The 21,897-nt window shown below is 68.1% G+C and carries 20 protein-coding genes (1 of these 20 cut by a window edge); 15 read left to right on the forward strand and 5 right to left on the reverse strand.

Features of this window, described 5'->3' with window-relative positions:
* Positions 1 to 134: 134 nt before the first annotated feature.
* On the reverse strand, positions 135 to 797 hold the full coding sequence (locus tag U2P90_RS04925; protein ID WP_322474038.1) for a hypothetical protein: 663 nt from the start codon (positions 795 to 797) through the stop codon (positions 135 to 137).
* Positions 798 to 898: 101 nt separating this feature from the next.
* Positions 899 to 1,621: a phospholipase A2 gene (locus U2P90_RS04930; RefSeq protein WP_295821353.1), complete on the reverse strand. Its 723-nt coding sequence runs from the start codon at positions 1,619 to 1,621 to the stop codon at positions 899 to 901.
* A 418-nt stretch (positions 1,622 to 2,039) separates the two neighbouring features.
* On the opposite strand from U2P90_RS04930, the gene U2P90_RS04935 reads away from it, so the two are divergent.
* Together U2P90_RS04935 and U2P90_RS04940 are read left to right on the forward strand one after the other, a co-directional pair.
* Positions 2,040 to 8,222, forward strand: a complete 6,183-nt coding sequence (locus U2P90_RS04935; RefSeq protein ID WP_322474039.1) for a beta strand repeat-containing protein — start codon at positions 2,040 to 2,042, stop codon at positions 8,220 to 8,222.
* A gap of 204 nt (positions 8,223 to 8,426) precedes the next feature.
* Positions 8,427 to 9,413: a DMT family transporter gene (locus U2P90_RS04940; RefSeq protein ID WP_322474040.1), complete on the forward strand. Its 987-nt coding sequence runs from the start codon at positions 8,427 to 8,429 to the stop codon at positions 9,411 to 9,413.
* Here U2P90_RS04940 and U2P90_RS04945 read toward each other — a convergent pair.
* The gene (locus U2P90_RS04945) at positions 9,373 to 9,858 is read right to left on the reverse strand and encodes a hypothetical protein (protein ID WP_295821360.1); all 486 of its coding nucleotides are present in this window, start codon (positions 9,856 to 9,858) and stop codon (positions 9,373 to 9,375) included. The genes U2P90_RS04940 and U2P90_RS04945 overlap by 41 nt on opposite strands.
* Before the next feature lie 110 nt (positions 9,859 to 9,968).
* On the opposite strand from U2P90_RS04945, the gene U2P90_RS04950 reads away from it, so the two are divergent.
* The 7 genes from U2P90_RS04950 to U2P90_RS04980 all read left to right on the forward strand — a co-directional run bounded on the left by U2P90_RS04950 (position 9,969) and on the right by U2P90_RS04980 (position 15,053).
* On the forward strand, positions 9,969 to 10,613 hold the full coding sequence (locus tag U2P90_RS04950; RefSeq protein WP_184113694.1) for a response regulator transcription factor: 645 nt from the start codon (positions 9,969 to 9,971) through the stop codon (positions 10,611 to 10,613).
* Positions 10,606 to 10,857, forward strand: coding sequence for a hypothetical protein (locus U2P90_RS04955; RefSeq protein WP_322474041.1), 252 nt, complete (start codon positions 10,606 to 10,608; stop codon positions 10,855 to 10,857). The genes U2P90_RS04950 and U2P90_RS04955 overlap by 8 nt, the downstream gene beginning before the upstream one ends.
* A gap of 2 nt (positions 10,858 to 10,859) precedes the next feature.
* Complete coding sequence (locus tag U2P90_RS04960; protein WP_322474042.1) at positions 10,860 to 11,720, forward strand: serine hydrolase; 861 nt, start codon at positions 10,860 to 10,862, stop codon at positions 11,718 to 11,720.
* 186 nt (positions 11,721 to 11,906) lie between these two features.
* Positions 11,907 to 12,764, forward strand: coding sequence for a c-type cytochrome (locus U2P90_RS04965; protein ID WP_322474043.1), 858 nt, complete (start codon positions 11,907 to 11,909; stop codon positions 12,762 to 12,764).
* 31 nt (positions 12,765 to 12,795) lie between these two features.
* Entirely contained in the window at positions 12,796 to 13,464 is a 669-nt protein-coding gene (locus U2P90_RS04970) for a Rieske 2Fe-2S domain-containing protein (protein WP_322474044.1), read from the forward strand.
* Positions 13,461 to 14,792: a cytochrome b gene (locus tag U2P90_RS04975; protein WP_295822345.1), complete on the forward strand. Its 1,332-nt coding sequence runs from the start codon at positions 13,461 to 13,463 to the stop codon at positions 14,790 to 14,792. Before U2P90_RS04970 ends, U2P90_RS04975 begins: the two co-directional genes overlap by 4 nt.
* Before the next feature lie 66 nt (positions 14,793 to 14,858).
* Complete coding sequence (locus U2P90_RS04980; RefSeq protein WP_322474045.1) at positions 14,859 to 15,053, forward strand: hypothetical protein; 195 nt, start codon at positions 14,859 to 14,861, stop codon at positions 15,051 to 15,053.
* Between the two features lie 56 nt (positions 15,054 to 15,109).
* On the opposite strand, the gene U2P90_RS04985 is transcribed toward U2P90_RS04980, so the two are convergent.
* Positions 15,110 to 15,376: a DdrH gene (locus tag U2P90_RS04985; RefSeq protein WP_295822341.1), complete on the reverse strand. Its 267-nt coding sequence runs from the start codon at positions 15,374 to 15,376 to the stop codon at positions 15,110 to 15,112.
* Positions 15,377 to 15,511: 135 nt separating this feature from the next.
* Between U2P90_RS04985 and U2P90_RS04990 the strand changes: the two genes are divergently transcribed.
* The 6 genes from U2P90_RS04990 (at position 15,512) to U2P90_RS05015 (ending at position 21,363) form a co-directional block, all read left to right on the forward strand.
* The gene (locus tag U2P90_RS04990; protein ID WP_295822340.1) at positions 15,512 to 15,934 is read left to right on the forward strand and encodes a HesB/IscA family protein; all 423 of its coding nucleotides are present in this window, start codon (positions 15,512 to 15,514) and stop codon (positions 15,932 to 15,934) included.
* A 324-nt stretch (positions 15,935 to 16,258) separates the two neighbouring features.
* Positions 16,259 to 18,019, forward strand: coding sequence for a peptide ABC transporter substrate-binding protein (locus U2P90_RS04995; protein WP_295822335.1), 1,761 nt, complete (start codon positions 16,259 to 16,261; stop codon positions 18,017 to 18,019).
* Between the two features lie 134 nt (positions 18,020 to 18,153).
* Positions 18,154 to 19,152, forward strand: coding sequence for an ABC transporter permease (locus tag U2P90_RS05000; protein WP_295822333.1), 999 nt, complete (start codon positions 18,154 to 18,156; stop codon positions 19,150 to 19,152).
* An 8-nt stretch (positions 19,153 to 19,160) separates the two neighbouring features.
* A complete protein-coding gene (locus U2P90_RS05005; protein WP_295822331.1) occupies positions 19,161 to 20,093 on the forward strand; it encodes an ABC transporter permease in 933 nt (310 codons plus the stop codon).
* A 78-nt stretch (positions 20,094 to 20,171) separates the two neighbouring features.
* Complete coding sequence (ruvC, locus tag U2P90_RS05010) at positions 20,172 to 20,669, forward strand: crossover junction endodeoxyribonuclease RuvC (RefSeq protein WP_295822330.1); 498 nt, start codon at positions 20,172 to 20,174, stop codon at positions 20,667 to 20,669.
* A 4-nt stretch (positions 20,670 to 20,673) separates the two neighbouring features.
* Positions 20,674 to 21,363 carry a PrsW family intramembrane metalloprotease gene (locus U2P90_RS05015; RefSeq protein WP_295822328.1) on the forward strand — a complete coding sequence of 230 codons (690 nt, stop codon included), beginning with the start codon at positions 20,674 to 20,676 and terminating at the stop codon, positions 21,361 to 21,363.
* Between the two features lie 15 nt (positions 21,364 to 21,378).
* Here U2P90_RS05015 and moaD read toward each other — a convergent pair whose 3' ends face one another.
* Positions 21,379 to 21,897, reverse strand: the 3' portion of a protein-coding gene (moaD, locus tag U2P90_RS05020) for a molybdopterin converting factor subunit 1 (RefSeq protein WP_322474046.1). It continues 162 nt past the right edge of the window; the window shows 519 of its 681 coding nt (coding positions 163-681); the start codon falls outside the window, past its right edge; the stop codon is at positions 21,379 to 21,381.

Raw genomic sequence — 21,897 nt, forward strand, 5'->3', positions numbered from 1 at the left:
CGTCGGGGGCGGCGCAGGCAGCAGGTCAGATGGACAGAGGCCGGGAGGGGTGACGGTTGTACTGTATGGGCCGCCGGAGGCGACAGGATGAGGACGTCCGGGCCACGGGCGGGCGCCGGACGTCCGGGCCTCCTCTACCCGAGCAGGATGTCGCAGAGCAGGGCCTTGCCCAGCGGTACCCAGCGCCCGTCGGCCCGCAGCTTGCGCACCAGGGTGTCGTAGGCATAGGTGCAGCCCCGGTTGATGGCCTCGCCGATGATCAGCTTGATCACGGCCTTGAGCGGCCCGCGCAGCACGGCCTTGAGCCAGCCCGGCGCGGACTTGTATTTCTTGATCAGCGAGACCAGACGGTCGTACACCCAGTCCGCGACCCCCTGGGCGGCCAGTCCGCTGGCCACGGTGCCCTGGGCCGTCAGGGGGGTGATCACGAAGGGCGAGCCGCGCGTGCCGGTCTGGCCCTCGGGCACGGTGCGCAGTTCGGCATAGACCGGCGCGCTGCCCTCCACGCTGCCGATCAGGGTGACGGCCTCACGGCCGGCAGTGGCGTCCACGTAGGTGGTCGGCACGCCCGCGTCCTCCACGGTCACCACGCCCTGGACCGTCAGACCACGGGCGGCGGCCACCGCCAGCGTGCGGGCCTCGCTGGCCTGCGCGGTCGGCGACAGGGACAGGGCCGGCGCGGCGCCGGCCGTGGGGGACGGTGTGGGCACGACGGCGGTGGGCGTCTGGCCGCACGCGCTCAGGGTGATCATCACGGACAGGAACGCAGCGGCGGCGGAACGGCGGGGTGCGGTCATGGCGGGCCTCCGGGGGGGTGGGGGGATGACGGGGAGGAGGGATGCCGGAGTGTCCGGGCCGGCGTGCAGGACGGAGTGGAGATTGCCGGCCCGGTGCGGGCTCAGTAGAACGATCCCTTGCCGCCGAAGTACACGGCCGTGTAGAAGGCCCGCGCCGCGACGTAGCACGGGTACTTGCGCCAGCCGAGGGTGTCGCACACGCTGTTCATGTGCTCCTTGAACTGGGCATCGACCCAGTGCCGGTGTGTCTCGTTGCGCAGGCTGGGATAGAAGCGGACGTTGCGGTAACCGAAGTCGTGCTGGCGGCACGGCCAGTAGAACTCGTCGCTCCAGCCGGTGTATCCCGACGGGCCGCTGCACCCGTCGGTCGTCCACACGAAGCGTGGGAACGCGCTTTTCAGCGTCGAGTAGCGCGAGCGGAAGGTGTTGGTCGAGGCGACGATCTTGTACGTGGAACTCGCGTAGGGCGCGGCCTGGGCCTCCAGGGTGCTGCCGGTACCGGTGCTGGTGGCCGGCAGCGTCTTCAGGCCCTCGGTCAGGTCGGTCTGCAGGTCACGCAGCAGCGCGTCCAGGTCGATGGCCTGCCCGGCGTCGTCCAGCGGCGCGGCGGCCCGGCCAGCCTGCACGTCGTCACGCAGCGCCTGTACCTCGGCGATCCGGGACCGCAGCGCCGTGAGCTGGGCGTCAGAGAGCACGGTGGTGGGCACCGGGGTGCCGGTGGTCACGGTGGCCGGTTCCTCCTGGGCCGCCGTGGTGACCTGCTGGCCGCAGGACGCGAGGGCGAGGGTACCGAGCAGCAGCAGGCCGAGTCGAGGTGCCGTCATGGTGGAGCCTCCTGGGTCTCCTTCCGTCCGGAAGGGCGTGGGGCGGGCAGGCCCGCCGGGGTGGAGGGACGTGGTTCGTGCAGGTGCGCGTGCTGAGCTGTCTTGCCTGACAGAAGCGTAGTGGTGCGGCGGCCCGCTGCCCACTGCCGGAAGTCAGTCCAGAAGATGAAGGATTCTTTATTCGCGGCTCATGTCTGTGGATGCGGTGGACACGCGCGGGGCGGTGGTTGCACGCCCGTGGTGTAAGCCGTGTGCAAGAGGGGGCGCGGCAGACTCGTCGTATGTGGTCTGCCGCCCCCATCTGCCGTGTCCAGTCCGCACCGTGCCAGGACCGTGCCGGAGGCGTCCTCGTGTGCCGGGGCGTGTCCGCGGTGCCGCCCCGGGCACCGCGCTGGAATCGCGTGTCGGGCCACGCGGCATGACCTCCGTACGTGCGCTGTGGCCGGCGCTGCTGGCGGTGTTCGGCCTGGCCCTGGGCGGACAGGCGCGGGCCGACACGCCGCTGTCCAGTACGCCCACGCACCGCTTCCAGGGCCGCATCGACTACGTGACGACCGGAGCGACCTTCCGGAGCAGGCGCAATTCGACGACGACGCCATCTGACGCGTGTGTGGTGGGTACCACGGCCACGTCACAGGCGGTCAGCGGCGTGCCGACCGGAGCCACGATCCGCAAGGCGCTGCTGTACTGGGCGGCGTCGACCACCCGGACGGGTGACACCGACACGGCGCTCGGTACGATCACGAACGACACGACCGTCACCTTCGATACCCAGACGGTGAACGCCACAACGTCCTACACCGACAGTGCGCCCGTGCCGAACGCGACATCCCCGACCTCCTACAACAGTTTCTTCAGCAATGTCGCGGACATCACCCCGTATATCGCTGGGCTCGCCAACCCCAACAAGACCTACAGCATGACCGGCCTGAACATTCAGACGGCCGACGTGGCGAACGCCAGAGCGACGCGGGCCTCGTCGCACTGCGGCTCGCAGACGGTGCTGGGCGGCTGGGGGCTGTACATCATCTACGAGACCGCCACCGAGACCTACAAGAACCTGGTCATCTACGAGGGTTTCGAGCGTAGCCAGAACACCAGTATCAGCCGTACCATGACCGGTCTGCGCGTGCCGACCACATTCGAGGCCCGCACGTCCATCCTGACGTGGGAAGGCGACGAGACCCTGAACGTCAACACGTCCACCAACGTCGCCGAGGCTCTGAGCTTCGGGGCCGGCCAGACTGCGTCGGCGATCAATAACATCTTCAACGTGGGTGGCGTCAACAGTGGGGCGCGGCAGGGCATCTTCAACAGCACCATCAGCACCGGCCTGAGCAGCGGCACGACCGCCAACGCGACCGGTCGTGACGACGCCTACGGCGTGGACTTCGACACCTTCGACGTGACCAGCAAGACCAGCACCGGGGCCACCAGCGCGACCATCAACATCGTCGGCAGCCAGGACCTGTTCTATCTGAGCAGCGTGCCGATCCTGGTCACCAGCGGGGTGGCCGACCTGTCCGTGACCAAGACGGTCAGCAATGCCACGCCCGTGATCGGCAGCACCGTCACGTACCGCGTGACCCTGAACAACGCCGGGCCGGATCCGGTGTCCAGCGCCGTGGTGCCACCGGAGAACGTGGTGGTCACGGATCAGTTGCCCGCCGGGCTGACGTTCGTGTCGGCCACGGCCAGCGCCGGCAGCTACGACGCCGCCACCGGCCAGTGGTCGGTGCCGGAACCGGTGGTCAACACGTCGGCCACCCTGGACATCACCGCGACCGTCACCGGCACCGGCACGATCACGAACACGACCCAGATCACCTCCAGTCCCCAGCCCGACAGCGACTCCACGCCGGGCAACGGCGTGACCACCGAGGACGACTACGCGGCGGTCCCCCTGACGGTCGTACAGCCGCTCACGGTCAGCAAGGCCTTCTCGCCGACGACCGTCGCCGCTGGCAGCATCGGCGCCCTGAGCATCACGGTCACGAATCCCAGTGCCTTCGCGGCCAGCGCCGTGGCCGTCACCGACGATCTCGCGGGCACCATGGGGCTGTCGCGGCCGCTGCCGCTGCGCCTGACCGCCAACTCCTGTGGCGGCACCATCACGACCGGCAGCACACCGGTCACGCTCACGGCGGGCGGCGCGGCGAGCGAGAGCAGTGACGGCGTCCTGCGGCTCGCCGGCGGGAGCATCGCGGCCGGAGGGTCGTGCACCGTGACCGTGCAGGTCACCGTACCGGATGCCGGTGCGGCCACGCGCACGAACACCATTCCCGTGGCGAACGTCACCGCGACCATCAGCGGGCAGGCGGTCACGGGCGCCGCGACCGCCGCCGCGACCCTGACCACCACGACCAGCAGCGCGGGCACGGCCTTCACCTGCGATGCCCGCTTCTATCAGCTGCGGCAGGATCCCGTCACGCTGCTCTCGAACCTGTACCGCCTCGACCGCCGCAGCCTCGCGTCCGGCGGCACGGCCGTGTGGGCCAGCGGTTTCGGCCCCGGTCTGAACGCCCTGGCCTTCAACAGGGCCGACGGCTATTTCTACGCGGTGAACATCACGCCCTTCACCAGCGGCACTCCCTTCCGCCTGTACCGGCTGGGGGCCAGCGGCGCGGTCGAGGTCGTGGGGGCGAATCTCGGCATTCCCGCCGGATCGACCATTGCGGCCGGCACCATCGACGCGGCGGGCACGCTGTACCTCAAGAAGCTCACGAACGACGCCGTGATCTACAAGTATTCGATCGGTTCGGGCACCGCCAGCACGCTGACCATCAACGGCGGTACGGGCGTGAACATCCTCGATCTGGCCCTGAATCCGGTCGACGGATTCCTGTACGGCGTCGTCACGCCCGGCGGCGTGTACCGCATCAACGCCAGCAGTGGAGCGACCACCCTGACCGGCACACCCGCCGCCGTCGCCGGCGACAACTCGAACCTGCTGGGCAGCGCGTTCTTCGACGTGGCCGGCACGCTGTACGCTGCGCAGAACGGCGGTACGTTCGGCACCGTGAACCTGAGCACCGGGGCCTTCACGGCCCAGGGCGCGGCCAGCAGCGCCGCACAGACCGACGGGGCCTCGTGCGTGTTTCCCGACAACCGCGTGGACGTCGTGAAGTCGGTGGGCACCGTCACCGCGCAGAGCGCGACCACCTTCGACATCCCGTACACCGTGACCGTGAAGAACACGGGAACAGTCAGCGATCCCAACATCCAGCTCACGGAGAACCTCGCTCAGACCTTCAGCGCCGGCGGCCCGACCCTGAGCATCGTGGCTGGCCCCACCGTCACGGCGGGAGCGGCCACCGTGAACAGCAGTTTCAACGGCAGCGGCGACCCCCGGCTGCTGTCTGGTACCACCGCCCTGGCCGCCGGCGCGAGCGCCACCGTGACCTTTACCGTGCGGGTCGCCTACCCGGATCAGGCCAGCGTGCCGTCCAGCGCCACCATCCTGAACAACAGCGTGACCGCGACCAGCACCGACACCGCGCCCAACGCCGGCTACGTCGGCGGCCTGCCGCCGGTGGACCTGCTCGCCACGGATACCTCGACCAGCGGAACCACTCCGCCCGGCAGCGCGAACGGGGACACGCCCACGCCCACGCCCGTGGTTCTGCCCACCGTGGCCGACCTGACCCTGACCAAGACCGACGGTGTGAGCGGCGTCCCGGCGCTGGGAAGCACCACCTACACCATCACGCTGACGAACGCCGGCCCCGGCAGCGCGAACGGCACGGTGCTGACCGATCCGGCGGCAGCCGGCCTGACCAAGACCGGCGTGAGCTGCGCGGCGGCCGGCGGTGCCGTGTGCCCCACGGTCACGGTCGCTGGACTGGAGGGTGGCGTGACCATCGCCACGCTGCCGGCGGGCGGCTCGGTCACGCTGACCGTGCCCGCCACCGTGACCGTCACCACCGGCACCGTCAGCAACAGCGTGACGGCCGCGCTGCCCGCCGGCACGGTCGATGTCACGCCGGTCGGCACGGTGACCGACACCGACACCGTGACCCCCGTGACCGACGTGGCGGTCAGCAAGGCAGTGAACCGTGCCCTGGCTGGCCCCGGCCAGACGCTCACGTACACGATCCGGGTGTGGAACAACGGCCCCAATGCCGCGACCGGCGTGACCATCACCGACCCCGTGCCCGCCGCCCTGACCGGCGTCACGTGGACGTGCGCGGCCACCGGCACGGCCACGTGCTCGGCCGCCAGCGGCAGCGGGAGCAGCGTCAACCTGACGGCAGGCCTGCCGGTTGATACGGGCGCGATCACCACTGCCGACACGCAGTACGTGACCGTGACCATTACCGGCACGCTGGCGAGCACCGCGACCGGTACCGTGGCCAACACCGCGACCGCTGCGCACGGCAGCGACGCCACCGGCGGCAACAACAGCGCCACCGCCAGCACCGCCGTCGTGGACGCCGTGACCGACAGCAGTGTCGGCGTGCCCTTCAACACGGCCGCGACCATCAGCGTGCTCGGCAACGACACGGTCGGGGGCGCGGCGGCGACCACCTCGAACAGCGCCGTGACCGTCAGCGCGAACGGCGGCCTGGCGGGGCTCAGCGTGAACGGCAGTGGGCAGCTCGTCCTGGCGGCATCGGCCGGCAATGTGCCCGGCACGTACACCGTCACGTACCAGCTGTGCTCGACGACCGACACCACCGCGTGCGACACCGCGACCGTGCCCGTGACCATCACGGCCCTGTCGGCCGATCTGGGCATCACGAAGACCGGCCCGGCCAGCGTGGTCGCCGGGCAGACCGTCACGTACATCCTGACCGTGACGAACGCCGGCCCGGCCAGCGCGAACGGGGCAGCGTTCAGCGACAGCGTGCCCACCACTCTGACCGGTGTGACGGCCACCTGCACGGCCGCGACCGGTGGGGCCAGCGGCTGCACAGTCGGCGTCGGCGCAGGCAACGCTGTGACCGGCACGGTTGGCACCCTGCCCAGCGGCGGCAGCGTGCAGATCACCGTGACCGGCACGGTTCCTGCGGCGGCCACCGGCAGCCTGAGCAACAGCGCCTCCGTCAGTGTGCCCACGGGCGTGACGGATCCGGCGACGGCGAACAACACCAGCGCGACCGTCACCACGGCGATCACGCCGCTGTCCGACCTGGCCATCGACAAGAGCGGCCCGGCCGCCGTCGGCTCGGGCGGCAGCGTGATCTACACCATCCGGGTGTGGAACAACGGCCCCACGGCCGCGACCGGGGCCACGGTCACCGACACCCTGCCCGCCGGCCTGACCGTCACCGGGATCACCTGCGCCGTGACCGGCACGGCCACCTGCGGTACCCAGAGCTTCACGGCCAGCAGCGTGACCATCACCACGGGCAGCCTGACCCTGGACACCGCGCCCGCGAACGGCACGCCAGACGGCAACTACGTCACGTATACCGTCACCGGCACCGCGCCGGCCAGCGGCAGCCTGAGCACCACCGCCAGCGTGGCGGTGCCCGCCGGCCGGTCCGACCAGGCCGGCACGAACAACACCAGTGCCGCTGCCGTGACCCGGATCATCGACGCTGTGAACGACAGCGCCGTGAACCTGTCCTACGGTGCGGGCGGTACGGTCGGTGTGCTCGGCAACGACACGGTGGGCGGCGTGGCGGCCACCACCTCCAACAGCACCGTGACCGTCACCGCGAACGGCGGGCTGACCGGCCTGGGCGTGAACGCGGCGGGCCAGCTCGTCGTGCCCACAGGCGCCAGCGCCGGCACCTACACCGTCACGTACCGCGTCTGCGACAGCGCGGTCGCCACGGCGTGCGACACGGCCACGGTCGCCATCACGGTGGGTGCGGCGCAGGCGAACGTGGGGATCACGAAGACCGGCCCCGCGTACGCCCAGCCCGGCCAGGACATCACCTACACCCTGACCGTCACGAACGCCGGCCCGGACGCGGCCACCACGGTCACCGTGACCGACGTGCTGCCCGCTGCCCTGACGTACGTCAGCTCCAGCCCGGCGGCCGGCACCAGCGGCCAGACGCTCACCTGGACGGTGCCCACCCTCGCCAGCGGGAGCACCTGGACGGCCACGGTCACGGTGAAGGCGCCCACCACCGCCATCCTGGAGGGCACTCCGGCGGCCCGCAGCATCACGAACACGGCCAGTGTCAGCAGCGCCACCGCCGACCCGGTGAGTGCCAACAACAGCGCCAGCGCCGTCACGGCCATGGTCTACGGCACGCTCGGCAAGACGGTTCGCAACGTCACCACCGGTTCCGCCTTCACGACCTCTGGCGGCGGCCTGCCCGGTGAGGTGCTCGAATACTGCATCGCCTACGCCAACTACGGCGGCGTGGGTCTGCCGAACTTCACGATCACGGATCACGTGCCCGGCACCACCACGGCCCTGGCCACCGCCTACGACGCCGACGAGCCCGGCCCGGCCACCGGCTTCGGCGTGAAGTTGCTGCGCGGAGGCGTCACGTCGTACCTGAGCAGCGCCACCGACGCCGATGTCGGCGCCCTGAGCACCAGCGGCGGCGGTTTCGGTCGCGGCACGATGAGCGCGGCGCTGGGCACCCTGGCGGTGGGGGAGAGTGGCAGCGCGTGCTTCCAGGTGTCGATCCGCTGAGCCCATCTTCGCCGAGCAGATCCGTGTGCCCCCTACAATCGGGCGCGTGATACCGACTCCGCACTCTTGCGCCACAACCGGGACAGCGCCGGTCGCGGCTCCATGCCGCAGAGCCGGTATGCTGTTCCTGCTCCCTCTGCTACGCAGCTCTGCGAGTCTGGTCGGATGGAATCGGTTCTCTGAACCGGTTCAATCGGAATCGGTATGACTCCGTCTTCCCCCACCTCCGGCTCCGAACACCTGCGCGGCGTGCTGCTGCTGGTGCTGGTCACGGCCATCTGGGGCAGCACCTTCGCGGTGGTCAAGACCCTGGGCGAGACGCTCAGTGCTCCGGCCCTGATCACGTGGCGCTTCCTGATCGCGTCGCTGGCGCTGGCCCCGCTCGTGTGGGTGCAGGCGCCCCGCGCCGCCCGCCCTGGAGCGCCGGTGCCCGCCGCGTCCCTGTGGCGCGACGGCCTGCTGCTGGGAACATGGCTGATCGCCAGCTACGGCACACAGACCATCGCCCTGCAGACGACCAGCGCGAACCGCGCCGCCTTCTTCACGGCCCTGAGTGTCGTGATGGTGCCGCTGTGGCTCGCGGCTGCCCAGCGCCGCCGCATCCCGCTGCCCGTGTGGCTGGCGCTGCCGCTGGCGGTGGCGGGCCTCGCGCTGCTGTCGTGGGAGGGCGGTGCGCTGGTGATCGGCGATGCGTGGGCGCTGGCATGCGCGGTCACCTACGCCGGCTTCATCGTGACCCTGGAGCGCGTGGCGCACCGGCACGCGGCGCTGCCCTTCACCATGGCGCAGCTGCTGGCGGTGACCGGGCTGGCAGCGCTGTGGCTGCTGTTCAGCGGTGAGCCGGCCGTGCCGCCGGCGGGCAGCTGGTGGCCGCTGCTGTACCTGGGCGTGGCGGCCACGGCCGTGACCACCCTGCTCCAGACGGTGGGGCAGCGGCGCGTCAGTGCGGCCGAGGCCAGCGTGATCTACGCGCTGGAGCCGGTGACGGCCACGCTGTTCAGCTTCCTGCTGATCGGTGAGCGGGTCGGGGTGCGTGGCGCGCTGGGCGGGGCGCTGGTCGTGCTGGCCACGGTGCTCAGCCAGCGGGGCGGCCCGGGGACGCCGCATGCCGAGACGCCGGCCGTCCAGCCGGGCCGGGCGGCAGACCAGCCTACAGGCCGCGCGCCTGATCCGGGATCAGCAGAGTCCTGAGGCTCGGGCTCGATCCCCACACGCTGCGCAGCGCGGTCTTCACGGCCGAGTGGCGCACCGCGTCGTAGATGGCCGGGGGCAGGCTGGCCGACGGATACGTGCCCTGCGGGCCACGCGTCGTGACGTGGACGTCCAGCGGAAAGCTCAGGGCCGCTGTGGCGATCAGCATGCCCCCCAGCAGGAACCCGCCCAGGGCGCCGGGGGCCATGAACCACGACCGTTCCAGCGGCTCGGGGATCAGGCGGCCCAGGGCGGCAGCCAAGCCGGCGCTCAGCAGCAGGGCGATCACGGCGGCGGCCAGCGGACTGCCCGACAGCGAGTTCGCCAGGAAGCACAGGGCGATGCCGCCGATGCCCCAGCCGAGCCCGGCCAGGCCCCGCCGGGCGCCCAGGGCGGTCAGGAGCGCCCACACGGTGATGAGCAGCGCATCGAACCAGGTGATCACGTTCCCGAGTGTAGTCCGGTCGCCTTACAGTTTCCTGCCGATCCCACGGTGCCGGAGCTGCGGTGCCGGGGCGGGTCTTCTGCCTGCCAGGCGGGCCGTACACTGGGGACATGATCCGTGTGCTGCTCGTGGACGACCATGCCCTCTTCCGTCAGGGCCTGCGCAGCCTGCTGGAGTCCGAGGGCATGCGTGTGATCGGTGAGGCCGCCAACGGCCGCGAGGCCCTGCGCTACGCGGCCGACACGCACCCCGACGTGATCCTGATGGACATCCAGATGCCGGAACTCGACGGCGTGAAGGCCACCCAGAGCATCTTGGAGATCGATCCGCAGGCCCGCGTCATCATGATCACCATGTACCGGCAGGATCGCTACGTGTTCGAGGCGGTCAAGGCCGGAGCCCGCGGCTACATCCTCAAGGACGCCGATGCCGCCACGCTGCTCGACGCGATCAAGCGGGTCGCGGCGGGCGAGGCGCTGCTCGACGCCGACATGGCCCAGAACGTGCTGGACGACTTCCGCGACAAGCGCGAGGAACTTCCCAGCGAGAAGCACGCCGACCTCAACGAGCGCGAGACCATGATCCTGAAACTGCTCGCCCAGGGCTTCTCGAACCAGGACATCGCGTTGCGGCTCGACATCAGCGAGAAGACGGTCAGGAACCGCCTGTCGGAGATCTTCACCAAGCTCCAGCTGAACAACCGCACCCAGGCGGCGCTGTACGCGATCCGTGAGGGCATCGCCAACCTTGAGTAGGCGGCCCGGTGGGAGCCGGCCGGGGCGCGCCCCCACGGCCGTCACCTTCCGCGCCGGGTGCTGCCGCGAGTGGACAGTCGCCACGGCCGAACCCGATCTGGCGTACACCGAGCAGGCCTTCCCGGAGTGCCCCACCTGCCCGCACCGCGTGGAGCCCGAGGGGGCCGCCCCCTTCTGCACCCTGCGGCCGGTGGGCACCGCCCATCCCTTCGCGGCCCTGGCTGGCCTGGACGTGCCGGAATAGACGTGCCGGGACCGGAGGCCGACTTCCTGGCAGACCTGCGGGGCCACGGCTATGGGGGAGAGGTCGGCCTGAGCGTGCGGGCACTGGACGGCACGGCACTGATCGCGCTCAACGCGGAGCGGGTCTTCCCGGCGGCCAGCACGATCAAGGTGCCGCTGCTCGTGCTGGCGCTGGAGCGGGCGCAGTCCGGGCACCTCGATCTGGATGGCCGGGTGGTCATGCAGGACGCCGACCGCGTGCCCGGTGCCGGGGTGCTGCACGAACTGTCCGGCGGGCTGGCCCTGACGTGGCGCGACGTGCTGACCCTGATGATCGTCGTGAGCGACAACACGGCCACCAACCTCGTGATCGGAGCGCTGGGCGTGGATCGCGTGAATGCGTGGCTGGACGCCGGGGGCTACGGACACACGCGGCTGGTCGGTAAACTCCAGCTGCCGCCCGAGCAGCGCAACGCGGCCCAGCGGCGGGGCGAACGCAACCGAACCACGGCCCACGAGCAGACCCGGATACTCACCCGGCTGGCACGGGGAGAGCTGCTGGACGCCGAGTACACGGCCACTGCGCTGGAGATCCTCTCGCGCCAGCAGTACCGCGACCTCATCGGGCGCAGGGTGCCCCGGCGGCCGGACGGCACGCTCCTGTACCGGCTGTGCTCCAAGAGCGGTGAACTTGCGGGTGTCCATCATGATGTCGGCGTGCTCTATACGCCCCGCCCCCTGGTGGTGGCCCTGCTCTCCGAGGGGGGCACGGATCCGCGTGAGCACCCAGACAACCGGGATGTGACGCTGCTGGCAGACCGGCTGTGGCCGCTGCTGGCCGCCCTGGGCAAGACCGCTTCGGCCGCCTCTGGAGGGGACATTTAACCGCCCGGTCAGGCGCAGAATACAGGTTGCCGGGATGTCATGAAGACCGTGTCAGGCGTCGCCGGAGGCTGGGACGGGCCATGCTATGCTGTCCGCCGCATCCGGCCACCATGAGCGGCTTCTGAGCATCAATCCGGGGTGGTTCCGGTCACGGACGACCCAGTCCAAGCATCAGGGAGAGGGAACGTGGAAAGAAACGACGCTGTCATGCCATGGGTCGCCATCGTGAGCGCGGCCATCATGTGGATCCTCCTGCTGTTCCTGTTCAACAAGGAGACGGCTCCTGAACCCGTGGTGGTCGATCAGGCCGTGGTTGCCAACATCAGCAAGGAGTGGCCGACGGTCGGGCAGCAGGTGTACACCGCCAACTGCTCCGGGTGCCACGGCGCACAGGGTCAGGGTGTGGTCGGGCCGAAGCTCGCCGGTGACGAGAAGATCCTGAAAGATCCGGTCTACGTCCACACCATCATCACCAAGGGCAAGGGCGGCATGCCGGCCCAGACGCAGCTCAAGGATAACGAGGTCTACGCGGTCGCCAACTATGTCCTGAACTCGTGGGGCAACAAGATCGAGGAACCCCTGACCCCGGCTCAGGTCGCCGAGGGGCAGAGCAAGGTCGATCCGGCCGTCCTGAAGAACCGCAGCCGCTTCGTGCCCGAGGACATCAAGCTTCCCGAGATCTTCCTGGTCACGTTCATCCTGGTGCTGCTCACCTACGGCCTGATCGGGCTGTACTCGGTGTGGGCCGAGGGCATGGAACTGCACCCCGGCATCCACAAGGTGCGCTCGACGCCGCTGGCCGTGCTGGGCATGCTGACCACCCTGGGTCTGACCGTGCTGTTCAGCGTGCTGTTCGTCCGGCAGATGGTCACCGACTACGCCGGCTGGGCCGCGCGTGAACCGGTCATGCCCAACGTCACCGCCGAGGGCTTCTACGCCGCGATGATCGTCCTGACGCTGGCCCTGGCGATCGGCCTGTACAAGAAGTACTTCATGGACGGCGAGGTGCTCGTCGAGGACGCCAGCGGCGAGTTCCCGTGGTGAGTCCCCGCGCCCTTCAAGAGAGGTTTGAACCATGACCCGTTACAAGAGACAGGATCCCGAACTCACCCGCCGCAAGTTCATCAATGTCGCCATGGGGGGCGCGGCCGCCGTCGGCACCGTCAGCCTGGTCAGTGCCCTGGGCAGCGCGAAGCCCGTCTTCCGTCTGACCCCGGAACTGGCCCCGCCCATGAGCGGCGACGTGATCGTCCATGCCGATCCCAGCCGCTACGGCGAACCCGTCAAGGTGTCGGATCTCAGCGCCGACAAACTGGTGCGCGCGTGGCCGATGGGCAAGACCAGCGACGGTGGCACGGTGATCCGCGACAAGGATCCCACCAGCGTGCTCGCGCTGTACCGCTTTCCCAAGGGTCAGCTCGTCGAGCCGACCAAGCTGGACGCCACCATCGACGGCGAGATCGTCGCCTACGGTGACCGCTGTACCCACGCCGGCTGTAACGTTGGTGACAACGCGCAGCAGCCCGGTCTGATGAACTGCCCGTGCCACTCCGGCCAGTACGATCCCAAGCAGGGCTGCAAGGTGATCGGCGGGCCGCCACCGCACCCGCTGCCCCAGCTGCCCATCAAGCTCCAGGGGAATCAGATCGTTGCGACCGGCTTCTTTCTCAGTGTTCCCTACGGCTTCAACAAGGAAGAGGACTGGGAACAGTACACCGAACAGGTCAAGGAGGCTCTCGGATGAACCAGTGGCTGGATGACCGTCTGCACATCTCGCGCCTGAACGACAAGTTCCTGCGCAAGGCCTTCCCCGTGCATCACTCCTTCTTCCTCGGAGAGATCACGCTGTTCAGCCTGATCGTCCTGATCATCACGGGCATCGTGCTGGCGCTGGCCTACGAGCCCAGCAACTCGCTGGTGGTGAACTCCTTCGATCCCGGTACCGCCGACAAGCCGAACCTGATTCCGGCGGCCTTCCACTCGGCCCTGAAGATCAACGCCATGCCCTTCGGGGACATGCTGCGGCGCGTGCACCACTGGATGGCGAACATCATGGTGGCGGCGGCCGTGATCCACATGATGCGGATCTACTTCACGGGCGCGTTCAAGAAGCCCCGCGAGATCAACTGGTGGATCGGCATGCTGCTGCTGATCTTCGCGGCGCTGACCGCCGTGACCGGCTACATCCTGCCGTACGACAACTACGCGTACCAGACGGCGGGCGTGGTCTACGCGATCACCAAGTCCGTACCGTGGGTGGGTGACTGGCTGGCGCAGGCGGCCTTCGCCGGCCAGTTCCCTGGGGCCGGGATCGTACCGCGCATCTACGGCTACCACATCATGCTGCTGCCGGGCATCCTGCTGGCCCTGACCGGCGCGCATATGCTGATCATGATCAAGCAGAAGCACACGCAGCCGCAGTACGCCAAGAGGCTCGCGTACAAGAAGATCGTCGGTGTACCGCTCATGACCCAGCAGACGCCCATCATGCTGATGCTCGCCCTGCTGTTCACGGGTCTGGTGCTGCTGTTCGGTGCGTTCATCCCGGTGCACCCGGTCGAGTACTTCGGGCCGCCCAGCGCCGAACCCATCCCCAACATCAAACCCGACTGGTATCTGCTGTGGGTCTTCGGTGCCCTGGCGATCATCCCTGGCTTCGACTTCGAACTGTTCGGCGGCACCATCGGGGCCGAGTTCGTGGGCGCCATGGTGTTCCCCGGCATCGTCATGGGCCTGATGTTCGCTGTGCCCATGCTTGACCGCAGCAAGGAGAACATGTACTACGCCGAGAACCCGACCAACCACCCGATCCGGCTGGCGGCGGGGACGGCATTCATGGCCTTCATGATCATGCTGTCGGTCGCAGGGTACAAGCCGGATCTGATCGAGGGCGGCATCCTGACCACCGCGAATGCCAACGCGATCCTGTGGATTCTGGTCGTGGTCATCCCAGCGCTCACCTACTTCGCCACCCTGGGCATCGTCCGCCTGATCCGTGCCCTGCGCGAAGCGGACGAGCGCGACGCCGCCGCTCATTCCGGACAGCTCGGTCACAGCGCCGCCGACGACTGATTCCGACCTCTCCTCGCGGCCCCGCCCCTGTGGTGGGGCCGTTTTCGTGGCTGCTATGGTGGCCCGGTGGATGATCTTGCCCCACTCCTCGCCCGCGCCGCCCGCGAGCTGAAGCTGGATGGACATACCGTCGACGATGCGCCGGAGGACGTGGTGCGGCAGTTCAGTGCCGTGGTGCTGGAGGCGCTGTCGGCCAGGGGTCTGGTCGATGGCCCGGCAGAGCTGGAGTGCTGGGCAGGGCCGCGTTCACCGATGTCGTGAGTGATCAAAAAAATCCGCCCCGGAGGGCGGTTCAGGTCATGTGGACTGAAGGGTGTTCAGGCCTGGACGCCACGGCTGGGGCGCATCACGCTGATCTGTTCCTCGCTCTGGCGGGCGCCCGCAGCGTAGCCGACCTGGGCTCCGAACTGCCACGCCAGCTTGAGCATGAACAGGATGGCTTCCTCGTCGCCGCTGTGCATCAGCACACGCAGGTGCTCCGGCAGGCCGTCGGGCAGGGGCATCTGGCCGAGCTGCTCGCCGTACTCGGCGCGGAGCCGCTCGAACCATTCGGCGTACGGATTGCTCGTCGCAGGGTTCGTCATGCCCGTATCTTAACATGACCACACTCAAGGAATGTAAGCCCAACGTGGGGCTCTGTTCAGAAAACGGAGGGGCTGGAGGGCACAAAGGCCCAGACGCGCACAATTCCGTTTCCCGAATAGGAGTACGCTTCACACATGACGGCGATCTCCCATCCTGAATCGAACGCCGGAGCGGTCGCTCCGGAGATCAGCATCAGCGAATTCGGCGCACAGAAGGCCCTGGGTATCCTCGCCAGCAGTGGCAAGGAAAACGCCGGTGTCCGGGTGTTCATCAAGAGCGGTGGCTGCAGCGGCTACCAGTACGGCATGGCGATCGACGACCGCGAACTCGAGGGCGATACCATCGTGTACGACCGTGGCGTCAAGCTGCTCGTCGATCACATGAGCCTGCCCCTGCTGCGCGGCGGCCAGGTGGATTTCGTCGAGAACATGATGGGCGGCGGCTTCACCGTCCACAACCCCAACGCGACGTCCTCGTGCGGCTGTGGCCACTCCTTCCGCACCGACAGTGCCCAGGCCCCCGACGGCGAGGGCTCCGGCGGCTGCGGCAGCCATTAGCGGCGCTGGCCTTGCGGCCAGGGTGATCGGTACAACCTGAACAGCACGCACGACAGAGTCTTCCGGGGCTCTGTTTTTCTGTTCTGTTGCCGACCCGTGCGTATCACGTGCGGGATCTGGTGCGGCCCGGCGACTGCCGAGCGGTACGGCGACTTCGTGTCGTACCACGGCTGGATCGTGCGATCCGTCTGTCAAGCCCTCCATCAGCCGGTGTGGTGTGGTCGGCATTCACGTGGGATTCACCCTTGACACACCATGAAGCCACCTTATACTGACCCTCATTACGCACATCTTCAGTCACCACCGCATCACCGGAGGCCTTCTATGAACAAGACCCTTGCCCTGAGCGTCTTCCTGCTTGGCGCGGCCCTTGCCGGGCCGGCCAACAACAGCCTCGTCGTCGGGACGTCGCAGGAGCCGCCGAACATCTACGATCCCTGGGCCACCAACAATCTCGCGATCACCAGCGAGATCAACGGCTTCATGGGAGCGGCCCTGATCGGTCTGGACGACGACGGCGAGCCCTATGCCGACATCGCCACGCGCGTGCCCAGCATCGCGAACGGCGACTACAAGGTCGTGAAGAACGCGGCCGGCGACGTGATCCGCAACTCCGTGACCTACACGATCCGCAAGGACGCCAAGTGGAGCGACGGCACGCCGATCAAGATCGCGGACTTCCAGTTCTGGCTCAAGGTCATCAACGACGACCGCGTGCCGGTGCCCGACCGGGATCCGTGGGATCGGGCCAAGATCACGGCCGTCGATGCCGACACCTTCACCGTGACCTACGATCCGCCCTACCTGTTCGCCGATCAGACGAGCCCCGGCATGGCTCCGTCGCACGTGATGGGCGCGGCCTGGAACGCCTTCGACGCCACCACCAAGGATCAGAAGGACGCCAAGGTCGTCAACGAGGAGTGGAAGAAGTTCATCTCCGCGTTCACCACCGCCCGTGCCCTGCCCAAGGTCGTCGCGGGGCCGTTCAAGCCCACCGCGTGGCGCACCGGCAACAGCCTGACCATGACCCGCAATGCCAACTACTGGATGAAGCCCAAGGGCGACGTGTCCAACTACATCCAGACCGTCACGTACCGCTTCATTCCGAACACCAACACCCTGAAGGTCAACACGCTGTCCGGACAGCTCGATGCGGTCAGCGCCGTGGGCCTCACCTTCGACCAGGGCGTGGATCTGTCGCGCACCGAGCGCGGCAAGTACAAGACGTACTTCGTCCCCGGCGCCGTGTGGGAACACATCGACGTGAACACCCGCGGCCAGAAGGCCAAGGATCTCGACATGGACGATCCGCGCATGCGCCAGGCGCTGCTGCTGAGCATCGACCGCACCGCCCTGACCAAGGCGCTGTTCCAGGGCCGTCAGGCCGTGTCGAACTCGTGGGTGAATCCGATCTCCAAGCTGTACAAGAAGGATGTCAACGACTACGCCTTCAACCTGGCCAGGGCCAAGGCGCTGTTCGCGGCTGTCGGCTGGACGCCCGGCGCGGACGGCATCCTCCAGAAGGGGGGCCGCAAGCTCACCCTGAACTTCTCCACCACAGCCGGCAACACGGTTCGCGAGCGCGTGCAGCAGATCCTGCAGGCCCAGTGGAAGGCGGCAGGCGTGCAGGTGAACATCCAGAACTACCCGGCCAGCGTGATCTTCGGGCCGGACTTCCTGAGCAAGGGCGAGGCCGGCAAGTTCGACCTGGCCATGTACGCCTGGACCGGCAACCCCATCTTCGAGGAAGGCAACCTCTTCAAGGGCGAGGGCATTCCCACCGCCGCGAACGGGTATGCCGGGCAGAACAACTCGGGCTGGAACAACGCCGAGTTCAACAAGCTGCACAAGCAGGCGCAGGTCGAATTCGACCTCAACCAGCGCATCAAGCTCTTTGACCGCATGCAGACCATCTGGAACAGCGAGGTGCCGGCGCTGCCCCTGTACTACCGCGTGAACGTGTACACCAAGGTGCCGGGACTGGTGAACTACACCTTCAGCGCGTACACCCTGTACCCGAGCTGGAACGCCTACAAGATCGGCTGGGCCTCCCGTGGCGCGGTCGAGGAGTACACCCAGAAGTAAGCCTGGGCACGGGATGCGGGCCACGCGCCTGTCCCGGCCGCCCGACGGGGGAGGGAGCCGCCGCGCTCTTTCCCCCTCCCTTCATTCCGGGAACGGCCCCCGCCCCGGTCGTCCACAGTCCGACAAGGTGAATCATGGGAACCTACATCCTCCGCCGTGCCCTTCAGATGGTGCCGCTGTTGCTGGTGATCAGTCTGATGATCTTCATGCTGACCGCCCTGCAGCCCGGCGACCCGGTCGATCAGCTGACCTTCGGCAACACGAACATCACGCCCGAGGACATTGCCCGTCTGAAGCAGGCTTACGGCCTGGATCAGCCGTGGTACGTGCGCTACTTCTTCTGGCTCAAACAGGCCGTCACGGGGAACTTCGGGTACTCTCAGGACTTCAATATTCCGGCGCTGGAGTTCGTGTTCCAGCAGCGCATGCCCAACACGCTGCTGCTGACCGTCCCCGCCCTGGTGGTCAGTACCCTGATCGCGGTGCCGCTGGGGATCTTCAGCGCGGTGCGCCAGTACTCCTGGATGGACTACGTGCTGACCTTTCTGAGCTTCCTGGCGTTCAGTGCGCCCCTGTTCTGGGTGGCGGCCATGGCCATGTATTTCTTCGCGGTGTACCTGCCGGGCGTGACCGGGGGCGCGGTGTCGCTGCCGCCCGGCGGGCTGGGCAGTCCCGACCTGCCGCTGGACGCCGGGTTCTGGGCGACGACCATGGATAAAGTGCACTACCTGCTGCTGCCGCTGGGCATCCTGATGCTGCGCGAGATCGCCGTGACCATGCGCTTCATGCGGGCAAACATGCTGGAGGTGCTGACCCAGGACTTCGTGCGCACCGCCCGCGCCAAGGGCCTGAACGGGCGCGTGGTGCTGTACAAGCACGCGCTGCGCAACGCGGTCGCCCCGATCCTGACCCTGCTGGGCCTGAGCATCCCCGGGCTGTTCGGTGGAGCCGTGATCACCGAGACCGTCTTCTCGTGGCCGGGCATGGGCCGCGCCATCTTCGACGCGCTGGTCACCAAGGACTTCAATGTGGTGATGGTCGCGCTGATGCTGCTGGCGCTGCTGACGGTCGTGTTCCAGCTGCTCACCGACATCGCGTACGCCTACGTCGATCCCCGCATCCGGTACACCTGAGGTTTCCTGTGACGACCACCCTGCCCGCTTCTCCGGCGCCCCGGCGCGCCCGCAGCAACTCCACCCTGGCGACGGCCATGCGTCGTCTGCGCAAGCACCGCGCTGCGATGGTCAGTCTGGCGGTCATCGTGTTGCTGATCCTGACGGCGATCTTCGCCCCGCTGATCGCGCCCTACGATCCCAATGCCCAGGATCTGGCGGGCATCTACGCGCCACCCACCGCCGCGCATGTCATGGGCCAGGACAGCCTGGGCCGCGATCTGCTGTCACGCATCATCTACGGCAGCCGGATCAGTCTGCTGGTGGGCTTCTCCGTGTCGCTGTTCAGCATCCTGCTGGGGACGCTGATGGGTGTCCTGGCCGGGTTCTTCGGTGGGCGCACCGACACGGTGATCAGCCGCTTCATCGAGATCATGCTGTCGGTGCCGGAACTGCCGCTCCTGCTCACGCTCAGTGGCCTGCTGCTCGCCAGCGACGCGCCCGTCCTGACCGCGCTGCGAGAGAACCCCAACGCCAGCGTGTTCATCATCGTCGGGATCTTTACCTTCTTCGGCTGGATGGGTACCGCCCGCCTGGTGCGCGGCGAGGTGCTGAAGCTCAAGAATCTGGAATACGTCGATGCCGCCCGTGCCCTGGGGGCCAGCAGTGCCCGCGTCATGGCCCGGCACCTCGTCCCGAACCTGCTGGCGATCATCATCGTCAACGGCACCCTGGCCGTCGGCGGGGCCATCCTGGGCGAGGCGGCGCTGTCGTTCCTGGGCTTCGGCATCCAGCCGCCCGTGTCCACGTGGGGCAACATGCTGTCCAACGCCAACGAGGTCGTGCTGGAGCATCCCTTCGTGGCCTTCTGGCCGGGCTTCGCCATCCTGATCACGGTGCTGGCCTTCAACTTCCTGGGCGACGGTCTGCGGGACGCCTTCGACCCGAAAAGCCGCCTGTAATCGGCTGTTTTCCCGCCCGCCCCCGCCTGTGCGGGGGTTTTTGCTGTGCTGGGCGTGGGTGTCGGGTATGCTGACAGCATGATCGTGCTCGGTATCGACCCCGGACTCGCCAACCTCGGCCTCGGCCTGATTGAGGGCGATGTCCGCAAGGCCCGGCACCTGCACCACGTCTGCGTGACCACCGAGAGCGCGTGGCTCATGCCCCGCCGCCTCCAGTACATCCACGAGGAGGTCAGTCGCCTCCTGGCCGAGTACCAGCCCGAGGCCGTCGCCATCGAGGATCAGATTCTGCGCAAGCAGGCGGATGTGGCCTTCAAGGTGGGGCAGGCCTTCGGGGTGGTGCAGCTGGCGTGTGCCCAGGCCGGCGTGCCCGTCCACGCCTACGGCCCCATGCAGGTCAAGCGTTCCCTCGTGGGCACAGGCCGCGCGGAGAAGGAACAGGTCATCTACATGGTCAAGGCCACCCTGGGTGTGCGCGAGCTGTTCAACAACCACGCCGCCGACGCGCTGGCCCTGGCCCTGACGCACCTCGCGCATGCGCCCATGCAGGCCCGCGCCGCCCAGCTGGTCACCTGACTCCATGCTGCTGCCGCTGCTGGCCTCGACCGCGCTGACCTTCGCGTGGCTGTGGTTCTTCGTGCGGCGCGACCGGCACCCGGAGCCCGCGTGGCTGCTGGCCCGCACCTTCGCGTGGGGCATGTTCGCGTGGCTGATCGCGGCCGCCTTCGAGGCCAGCCTGGGGCGCGTTCTGAATTCCACACTTCCCCTTGCCCTGCTGTTCGTGGCGCTCCTGACCGCCGTCATCGAGGAGGGCAGCAAGCTGCTGGCTGCCAGCACCGCGATCACGGAAGCCTCGTTCGACGAGCCGATGGATGGCCTAGTGTATGCCGTGACCGCTGCACTCGGATTCGCGCTGATGGAGAACCTGACCTACTCGCTGGGATTCGGGGCCAGGGCCGGGACGTGGCATGCGCTGGTCACCACTCTGGCACACGCCCTGTTCAGTGCGCCCCAGGGATACGCACTGGGCGGGCTGCACTGGCGACGGGGTCGGCGGTGGGTCGTGCAGGGTGCCCTCCTGAGCGTCATGCTGCATTTCGCCTTCAACAGCATCCTGGGCAACGGAGCCGGGTGGCCCATGCTGCTGGCCCTGGGAGTGGTCGTCGCCCTGATGGTCATTCTGGCCAGCCGGTATTACCTGACCTTCGAGGCGTTCGCCCGGCAGCACGGCGATCCCAGGCCAGAGTCGCGTCGCCGCGAACCCACCTGAGATCGGCGTGGCTGTTCAGAGGGTCGGATGCCCGGTCTGTCCATCCACCCAGTGTGTGCCGTCCTCGTCAGCCTCGTGCTTCCAGACCGGCACGTGTACCTTCAGGTATTCAATGATCTGGTCACAGGCCTCCAGCGCTGCGCGGCGGTGAGGACTGGCCACGCCGATCAGGATGCTGGCCTCGCCAGGCTGGAGGCGGCCCACCCGGTGCTGGATGTACACGCGCAGCTCCCCGTGGCGGGCGCGGGCCTCGTCCGCTGCGCTGTGCATGACCTTCTGGGCCATGGGCGCGTATCCCTCGTACTCGATACTCTCGACGACCCGACCGTGATTCGGACTGCGGACAGTCCCGACGAAGTATGCCTGTGCCCCATATTCGGGTTTCACCAGGTAACGGTCGGCCGCTTCGAGGCGGAGCGGATCGGCAGTGACCTCGCAGTGTGTGTCCGGACTGGCTCCGGCTCCACCAGCGACCGGAGGCAGGAACGCCACCTCGTCACCGGCGTGGATCACGTGGCCGGGGGTGGCGTACGT

Source organism: Deinococcus sp. AB2017081 (genome assembly GCF_034440735.1).
Lineage (GTDB): Bacteria > Deinococcota > Deinococci > Deinococcales > Deinococcaceae > Deinococcus > Deinococcus rufus.